The following is an 8040-nucleotide window of genomic DNA, read 5'->3' as shown; positions in this document are numbered from 1 at the left end:
AGCAGTACCCGGTCCGGTAGGTCGAGAGACCACTGCCGGCCCGGCCGGCCGTCAGCGATCGCGTCCCCGCCACGCTCGGCGACCAGCGTGACGAGGCGGCGGAACTGGCCGGGCTGCAGCCCGGTGAACGGGAAGATCCACTCCGGGCGAGCTGCCGAGATCACCTGCACCCCGACATGATCCACCATGGACCACCTATCGAGTTACGAGACGTCCTTTAGTTCCATCGGGCCGATGATGTCCAGGCCGATGGAATTGGCCAGCCACTGGGCGCGCCTGCGCTGACCGTGGCCGACGTGGACGTAGAGGCCGTGGTCGGGAGCCGGATGGATCTCCCAGATGTCCGCGCTGTGGATCGTCACCTGGATCTCTGCCTCGCCGGAGTTCACGCTGGGAGACAGGTCCAGTTCGGGAACCGCCGGCCAGCCACCGTGCCAGTAGTAGATCCGGCCCCGATCACGGCCCACCAGGGAGAGGAAAGCCTCCTCCGGGCCGTCCTGCGGTTGCTCCTCGGAGGCGACCTCGACCGGCAGATCGGGAAGCCGTTGCAGCGCCGCGACCAGCTCCGGCGTAAACCGTGACATCAGCCAGAGCGTGCCGTCCGGCCGGACGTCGGCCAACTCGGACTCCCCGAGTGTCGGGGTGAGCGCCTTCCGGGCGGGCTCGACCAGGTGTGGCGGCACGTCGACAAAGAGCCGCGCCGAAGGGAGCGCCGGCAGATACCGGGCGGCCTCGTGCGTACGGGTGTGTGCCGTGTGGTCGACCAGTGCCGGGGGTGGGTTGGTCAGCGCCAGCAGTTCCCGCGCCGCCCCGACCACGCGGGTCAGGTCGGGGCTGCGCAGGATCGGGTACGCCCAACCGTTGCCCATTCAGCTCACTCTCCGCAGGCGGCGATCAGTACCGGACGGTGATGCGGCGGGCGGTCGAGTCGACTCGGGCGAGACCGCCGTACGGGATGATCAGTTGCGGGTCGGTGTGGCCGACGTCGAGGCCGAAGACGGCGATCGCGTCGGGGTTGTACTCGGCGAGGACCCTGAGCACGGCGGCGCGCTGGGCCTCGGTGTGCTCCCGCTTCTGCTCGGCGTTGTTCGGCTGCTCGAAGTCCCACGCCTTCGGTCGGCCGACCAGCACCGCGGAAAACTCGGCGAGCAGCCCGCGCTCTCCCATGTTGCGCAGGATCCGGAACACCTCGACGTCGGACGGGATCTCCTCGGAGGTCTCCAGCAGCAGCACGTGACCGGCGTACGCCTCGTTCGGTCCGACCCGGCCGGCCTGGAGCAGCCAGCCGAGGATCTCCAGGTTGCCGCCCCAGACCGGCCCCTCGACCCTGGTCTGCGGCCCGTGCCAGTGCCAGCCGTCGGACGGGAACATCACCGGTTCGGCAGCCAGGGTGGACGGGTCGCGCCAGTCGCTCGGCTCGTCGCTGTATCGCTTGGCCGGCGCTAGTTCGTACCAGTCGGTGGTGAAGAGTGCGGCCCGCAGTGAGGCGGCGGTCGCCGGGTGCATGCTGCCCGGCCGGCCGAGGTGCACCAGGACCGAGCCGCCGTGGTAGCCGACCAGCCCGAGTTCGAAGAGGTACGCCAGCACGTTGGTGTTGTCCGAGTAGCCGAAGTACGGCTTGGGGTTGGCGGCGATCACCTCCCCGTCCAGGTACGGCACCACGGTGATCAGGTCGTCCCCGCCGACGGTGGCGAGCACGGCGGTGATCGTCGGGTCGGCGAAGGCGGCGGTCAGGTCACGGGCGCGTTCGCGCGGGTGGGCACCGCTGGCGCGGGTGGTCGGGTACTCGACCGGGATCAGGCCGAACTCGTCGCGCAACCGGCGCAGGCCCAACTCGTACACGTGGGGGAAGACGGCCGGCAGGCCGGCGGAGGGCGAGAGTACGGCGACCCGGTCCCCCGGTTGTGGTTTCGCGGGATACCGCTTGGGCTCGATGGAGCGGTTCACTGCGGGCATCAGCCCACCCTAGCGATCGATCATGACCAGGGGGTTCCCATTTCCCAGGCGAGGGGTATGGTGGGGTCACAGGAGGGTTATACCCCCTACCTAACCCCAGAGGGGAGCCAAGGATGCCGAAGATCAACGTGTATCTACCCGACGAGCTGGCCGAGGCGGTCAAGGAGTCCGGCGTGCCGGTCTCCGCGATCTGCCAGCGCGCCCTGGAACAGGCCGTACGCCGGGTCACCGCGATCCGGGAGACGACCCTCGGCGACACCGACCGGGACGACCCGACCGCCGCACTGACCCAGTTCACCGCCCGCGCCCGGACCGCCATCACGCTCGGCCTCACCGAGTCCCGGGAACAGGGCGCCACCAGCGTCGGCACCTCCCACCTGCTCTCCGGCATGCTGGCCGAGGGCCACAACCTGGCCCTCGAAGTGCTCCAGGCGATGGAAATCGACCCCGAGGCGGTACGGCGCGAGCTGGACCGGCAGGCACCGAGGGAAGCCGCCACCGCGGCAACCGACCGGACCGGCGTACGGCGTTTCGGCCAGACCGCGGCCAACGCGCTGGAGCTGACCGTGACCGAGGCGACCAGCCTCGGCCACAACTACGTCGGCTGCGAACACCTGCTGCTCGGGCTGATCGCCGAACCGGACGGCACCGCCGGACACGTGCTGCGGTCGCTCGGCGCCGACTACCGGCTGACCCGCCGGGCCGTCATCGCCGCGCTGGCCGGTTACGTCCACCTCCGGGCGCAGACCCAGACGGCCGGGCTGGCGATCGGCGGCACCGACCAGGTTGCCGCGCTCCAGGCCGCCCTGGCGAAGCAGTTGCAGCCGATCATCGACCGGCTGGACCGGCTGGAGCAGCGGGTCGACGGGGGTACCGATACCGGAGCGGGACGTTGACCCGACTACTCCTGCTCGCCACCGGGGACACGATGGCGTTCCACCCGCGCCCCGGTCGGGGAGCGTTCGCGTCCGGGACCGAGCTGTTGGCGGCACTGCCCGCAGGCTCGGTCCCGGCCGAGGTCACGGTCGAGGACCTGCTCGCCGTACCGAGCTGGGACCTGGACCCGGAGACCATGCTGCGACTGGCCCGCCGGGCCCGTACCGCCGTCCTCGACGACGGGTACGACGGGGTCGTGATCACCCACGGCACCGACACCCTGGAGGAGACCGCGTACCTGACCGACCTGCTCGCGGGCGCGGCCGTCGAGCGGGCCGGAATCGTGTTCACCGGTGCGATGCGCCCGCCCACCGAACTCTCCGCCGACGGGCCCCGCAACCTGCGCTCCGCCCTGGTGGCGGCCGGCGACCCGGCCCTGCGCGGAGTGGGCGTGGTGGCCTGCCTCAACGACGAGCTGCACGCCGCACGCTGGGTCACCAAGATCGACGCTACCGGGATGGCTGCGTTCTCGTCGGCCCCGTACCCGGTCCTCGGGCGGGTGGTGGACGCCGGGGTGGAGATGCTGGCACCGCCGCCGCCCCGGCCACCGGCGCCGACCGGGGAGCCGGAGTCGGCGGTCGCGCTGATCAAGACGTACCCCGGGATCGACGGGGTGCTGCTGCACGCGGTGGTGGACGCGGGAGCGCGGGGTGTGGTGCTGGAGGGCACCGGGCTGGCGAACGTACCGATCAGCCTGCTCACCGCGATCGACGAGCTGACCGGGTGGGACATCCCGGTGGTGGTCAGCTCCCGCTCCCGGTACCGCGAGGTGTCACCGGAGGGGTCGTACGGCGGCGGCACGCTCGCCGCCAGGGTCGGCGCGATCGGTGCGCGGGGGCTGGCGCCGGTCAAGGCACGAGCCGCGCTGATGGTCGCGCTCGGTGACGGCGGGGTCCGGACCGCCCGGGACTGGTTCGGTCGACTGGACGGCGGAGTGTGATTAAAACTCAGATATGGTGAGCCCCTCCTAAGAACCGCCCCCGCGCGGATACGATCAGCCTTGTCGGACAGCGCTGTCCTTAGCACACCACGTAAGGAGCGCACGGTGACCGACCAGCATGATCACGATGGCCCGGATGCCGCCCTCCGGGCAGACATCCGCCGGCTCGGCACCCTGCTCGGGCAGACCCTGGCCCGCCAGGAAGGCCCCCCGCTGCTCGACCTGGTCGAGGAGATCCGCGCCCTGGTCCGCTCCGACCCCGAAGCCGCCGCCCTGCGGCTCGGCGCGATGGACGTCACCACCGGGACCAAGCTGGCCCGCGCCTTCTCCACCTACTTCCACCTGGCCAACATCACCGAGCAGGTGCACCGGTCCCGCGACCTGCGCCGGCAGCGGGCCACCCAGGGCGGCTGGCTGGACCAGGCGGCAAAGCTGATCGCCGAGCGCGGGGTGCCGGCCGAGGAGATCGCCGCCGCGGCCCGGCGGCTGGCCGTACGCCCGGTGTTCACCGCCCACCCGACCGAGGCGGCCCGCCGGTCGATCCTGACCAAGCTGCGCGCGGTCGCCGACGAGTTGGACGCCGAGACCGCCGCCGCCGTGCTCTACGGCGCCAGCGACGAGGCGCCGACCAACCGCCGGCTGGCCGAACTGCTCGACCTGATGTGGCAGACCGACGAGTTGCGACTCGACCGGCCCGACCCGACCGACGAGGCCCGCAACGCGATCTACTACCTGCGCGACCTGTACGCCGCAGCGGCGCCCCAGGTCCTCGACGACCTCGCCGACACGCTGCGCTCGCTCGGGGTGGAGACGTCGCCGACGTCGCGCCCGCTGACCTTCGGCACCTGGATCGGCGGTGACCGGGACGGGAACCCGTTCGTCACCCCGCACGTCACCCGCGAGGTGCTGGTCATCCAGTACCACCACGGCATCCAGGCGACCGAGGCGGCGATGGAGTCGCTGATCAACGAGATCTCGGTCTCCCGCCGGCTGCGCGGGGTCTCCCTCGACCTCTCCGCCAGCCTGGCCACCGACCTCGACGCGCTGCCCGAGGTGGCGGCCCGGTTCCGCCGGGTCAACGCCGAGGAGCCGTACCGGCTCAAGGCGCGCTGCATCAAGGCGAAGCTGGCCAACACCCGGCTGCGGCTGACCCGGGGCACCGCCCACGTACCCGGCCGGGACTACCGCGGCTCCGCCGAACTCCTCTCCGACCTGGAGCTGATGCGCGCCTCGCTGGCCCGTAACTCCGGTCAGCTCACCGCCGTCGGCCGGCTCGCCTCGGCGATCCGTACGGTCGCCTCGTTCGGGCTGCACCTGGCCACCCTGGACGTACGCGAGCACGCCGAGGCGCACCACGCGGTGCTCCGCCAGCTCTACGAACAGGTCGGCGAGGTCACCGACTACGCGTCGTTGAGCCGGGTCGAGCGGACCAAGCTGCTCAGCGAGGAACTGACCGGCCGCCGTCCGTTGTCCAACATGGACAGTCCGTTGACCGAGGCGACCCGCAAGACGTTCGACGTGTTCGGCACCATCCGGGAGGCTCAGGAGCGGTTCGGGACCGAGGTCATCGAGTCGTACATCATCTCGATGACGATGGGCGTCGACGACGTGCTCGCCGCGGTGGTCCTGGCCCGCGAGGCCGGTCTGGTCGACGTGCACAGTGGACGGGCCCGGATCGGCTTCGTACCGCTGCTGGAGACCCCGGACGAGCTGAACGCGGGCGGCGAACTCCTCGACGAACTGCTCTCCCTGCCGGCGTACCGGGCGATCGTCACCGCCCGTGGAGACGTGCAGGAGGTGATGCTCGGTTACTCCGACTCGAACAAGGAGGCGGGCATCACCACCTCCCAGTGGTCGATCCACCGGGCCCAGCGCTCCCTGCGCGACGTGGCCGCCCGGCACGGCGTACGGCTGCGGTTGTTCCACGGTCGCGGCGGCACCGTCGGCCGGGGTGGCGGTCCGACGCACGAGGCGATCCTGGCCCAGCCGTACGGCACCCTCGACGGCGCGATCAAGGTGACCGAGCAGGGTGAGGTCATCTCCGACAAGTACACGCTGCCGTCGCTGGCCCGGGAGAACCTGGAACTGACCCTGGCCGCGGTGTTGCAGAGCGCGCTCCTGCACACCTACCCCCGGCAGCCCGCCGAGATGCTGGAACGCTGGGACGACACGATGGAGCTGGTCTCCGACTCGGCGTTCCGGTCGTACCGGTCGCTGGTGGAGAACCCGGACCTGCCTGCGTACTTCTGGGCGTCGACGCCGACCGAGCTGCTCGGTGCGCTCAACATCGGTTCCCGACCGGCGAAGCGCCCGAACACCGGCGCCGGGCTGAGCGGCCTGCGGGCGATCCCGTGGGTGTTCGGCTGGACCCAGACCCGGCAGATCGTGCCGGGCTGGTTCGGGGTCGGTTCCGGGCTGGCCGCCGCCCGGGAGAGCGGTCGGGCGGAGATCCTCGCCGAGATGTACCGCAACTGGCACTTCTTCCGGACGTTCCTGTCCAACGTGGAGATGATGCTCTCCAAGACGGATCTGAACATCGCCCGCCGGTACGTCGAGACCCTGGTCCCGGAGCCGTTGCAGCCGATCTTCGACGTGATCCGCGAGGAGTACGAGCTGACCAAGCGCGAGGTGTTGGCGATCACCAACTCCCCCGCCCTGCTGGAGAACTCGCCGGTGCTCCAGCGCACGCTCGCGGTCCGGGACACCTACCTGGAGCCGCTGCACCACCTCCAGGTCGCCCTGCTGCGCCAGTACCGCGACTCCGGTGCCGCCGGTCGCGCGGTCGCCACCGCCCCCGGCGCCCGCCGCGCCCCCGGCGACGGCACCGCCCTCGAACGAGCCCTCCTAACCACCGTCAACGGCATCGCCGCCGGCATGCGCAACACCGGCTGACCCGCCCTCCCCGCTTCAAGATCCGCGCACTTTCACTGTTTGAGGGCTTATCCGCACCGGAATAGCCACTCAAACAGTGAAAGTGCTTCAAGGGGAAACTCGCTTTCATACGCTGGGTGGATGGGGGATGCGGGGGGCGCGGGGAGTGGGGTGGTGGGGCATCGGGCCGAGCCGGTGGGGCGGGAGTCGTGGCGGCGGTCGCTGATCCGGAGCGCGGTGCTGCTGTTCGGCACGCTGGTGCTCGCCACCGCCTTCATCGCCGCGTACGCGGGTGCGCTGCACGAGCCGAAGCCCAGGGACGTACCCGTCGGGGTGGTCCGTAGCGACCAGCCTGCGCGTACGCTCCTCGCCGCCGTACGGCAACAGGACAAGGCACTCAGAGCCGTCGAGTACGACAGCCGCGCCGCCGCCGACAGGGCGCTCAACGGACGCGACGTGTACGCCGTACTCGCCTCGACCACCGGCGGGGGCACACCGGCGCTGACCCTGGTCACGGCGAGCGCCGCCGCGCCGATCGCCGCCCAGGTGATCACCCAGATCGTCCAGACGGCGGCGCAGCGTGGTCAGGTTCCGCTGGCGGTCAGCGACGCGGTGCCGATCGCCGCCAACGACCAGCGGGGCCTGGTGCCGTTCTACCTGGCCGTCGGGCTGGTCCTCGGCGGTTACCTGGGTGCCACCGTGCTCGGCATCACGCTGGGCACCACACCCCGTACGCTGTCCCGCGCCGGCGCCCGGATCGGCGGCCTGGCCGTCTACTCCGCCCTGCTCGGGCTGGCCGGGGCGCTGGTCACCGGCCCCGGCCTGGACGTGTGGCACACCCACTTCGCCGGCCTGGTCGGAGCCGGGGCGCTGGCCGCGTTCGCCGCCGCGATGGCCGCCGCGGCGGTGCAGGGCTGGCTCGGGTTGCTCGGCACCGGCCTGGTCATCCTGTTGCTGGTGGTGCTCGGGAACCCCGGTTCCGGCGGCATCTACGCGCCCGAGTTCCTGCCCGACTTCTTCCGGGACATGCACCTGTGGAACATTCCCGGGCTCGCCACCGACCTGGTCAGAGCGGTGGTCTACTTCAGCTCCGACGCCGCCGCCTGGCCCGCCGCCACCCTTGCGATCTGGGCCGTAGCCGGCCTTCTCCTCCTACTGGCCGCCACCGCCATCCGAGGCGAGGGCCTCCACTCCTGGACCCGCCGCCCCCACCCCCGCCCCCGTCCCCAAGATCCGCACTGATGTAGAGAAAGAGTGCCCGTGCTCAGTTGGTCGTAGCAATCGATCTTGTCGTTCGTTGGTCCTCTCGGTGGAGTGATCGCTGAGAGGCTGGTGGG

At 71.1% G+C, this 8040-nt stretch carries 6 protein-coding genes and 1 pseudogene; 4 read left to right on the top strand and 3 right to left on the bottom strand.

Translation table 11 applies throughout. The features are described 5' to 3' along the window. From ACWEFB_RS38135 to ACWEFB_RS38125, 3 genes and pseudogenes are all read right to left on the bottom strand, one after another. A pseudogene (locus tag ACWEFB_RS38135) lies at positions 1 to 170 on the bottom strand (IS5/IS1182 family transposase); the annotation flags it as partial. Between the two features lie 33 nt (positions 171 to 203). Then, on the bottom strand, positions 204 to 869 hold the full coding sequence (locus tag ACWEFB_RS38130; protein ID WP_452293092.1) for a hypothetical protein: 666 nt from the start codon (positions 867 to 869) through the stop codon (positions 204 to 206). A gap of 25 nt (positions 870 to 894) precedes the next feature. After that, entirely contained in the window at positions 895 to 1956 is a 1062-nt protein-coding gene (locus ACWEFB_RS38125) for a S66 family peptidase (RefSeq protein WP_452293091.1), read from the bottom strand. Positions 1957 to 2069: 113 nt separating this feature from the next. Between ACWEFB_RS38125 and ACWEFB_RS38120 the strand changes: the two genes are divergently transcribed. The 4 genes from ACWEFB_RS38120 (at position 2070) to ACWEFB_RS38105 (ending at position 7945) form a co-directional block, all read left to right on the top strand. After that, positions 2070 to 2852 (top strand): Clp protease N-terminal domain-containing protein, encoded by a 783-nt coding sequence (locus ACWEFB_RS38120; protein WP_452293090.1) that lies wholly within the window; start codon positions 2070 to 2072, stop codon positions 2850 to 2852. After that, on the top strand, positions 2849 to 3832 hold the full coding sequence (locus tag ACWEFB_RS38115; RefSeq protein ID WP_452293089.1) for an asparaginase: 984 nt from the start codon (positions 2849 to 2851) through the stop codon (positions 3830 to 3832). The genes ACWEFB_RS38120 and ACWEFB_RS38115 overlap by 4 nt, the downstream gene beginning before the upstream one ends. Before the next feature lie 105 nt (positions 3833 to 3937). Further along, on the top strand, positions 3938 to 6724 hold the full coding sequence (ppc, locus tag ACWEFB_RS38110) for a phosphoenolpyruvate carboxylase (protein WP_326560965.1): 2787 nt from the start codon (positions 3938 to 3940) through the stop codon (positions 6722 to 6724). Between the two features lie 120 nt (positions 6725 to 6844). After that, positions 6845 to 7945: a hypothetical protein gene (locus ACWEFB_RS38105; RefSeq protein ID WP_452293088.1), complete on the top strand. Its 1101-nt coding sequence runs from the start codon at positions 6845 to 6847 to the stop codon at positions 7943 to 7945. The last annotated feature ends 95 nt before the right edge of the window (positions 7946 to 8040 follow it).

It is taken from the genome of Micromonospora sp. NPDC004704, from assembly GCF_053601675.1.
The sequence above is the reverse complement of the archived record's forward strand: the minus strand, read 5'-3'. Positions and strand labels throughout refer to the sequence as shown.

Coding starts and splice junctions, on each gene's coding strand:
- ACWEFB_RS38130 (WP_452293092.1), bottom strand. CDS start 869: ATGGGCAACGGTTGGGCGTACCCGATCCTGCGCAGCCCCGACCTGACC.
- ACWEFB_RS38125 (WP_452293091.1), bottom strand. CDS start 1,956: ATGCCCGCAGTGAACCGCTCCATCGAGCCCAAGCGGTATCCCGCGAAA.
- ACWEFB_RS38120 (WP_452293090.1), top strand. CDS start 2,070: ATGCCGAAGATCAACGTGTATCTACCCGACGAGCTGGCCGAGGCGGTC.
- ACWEFB_RS38105 (WP_452293088.1), top strand. CDS start 6,845: ATGGGGGATGCGGGGGGCGCGGGGAGTGGGGTGGTGGGGCATCGGGCC.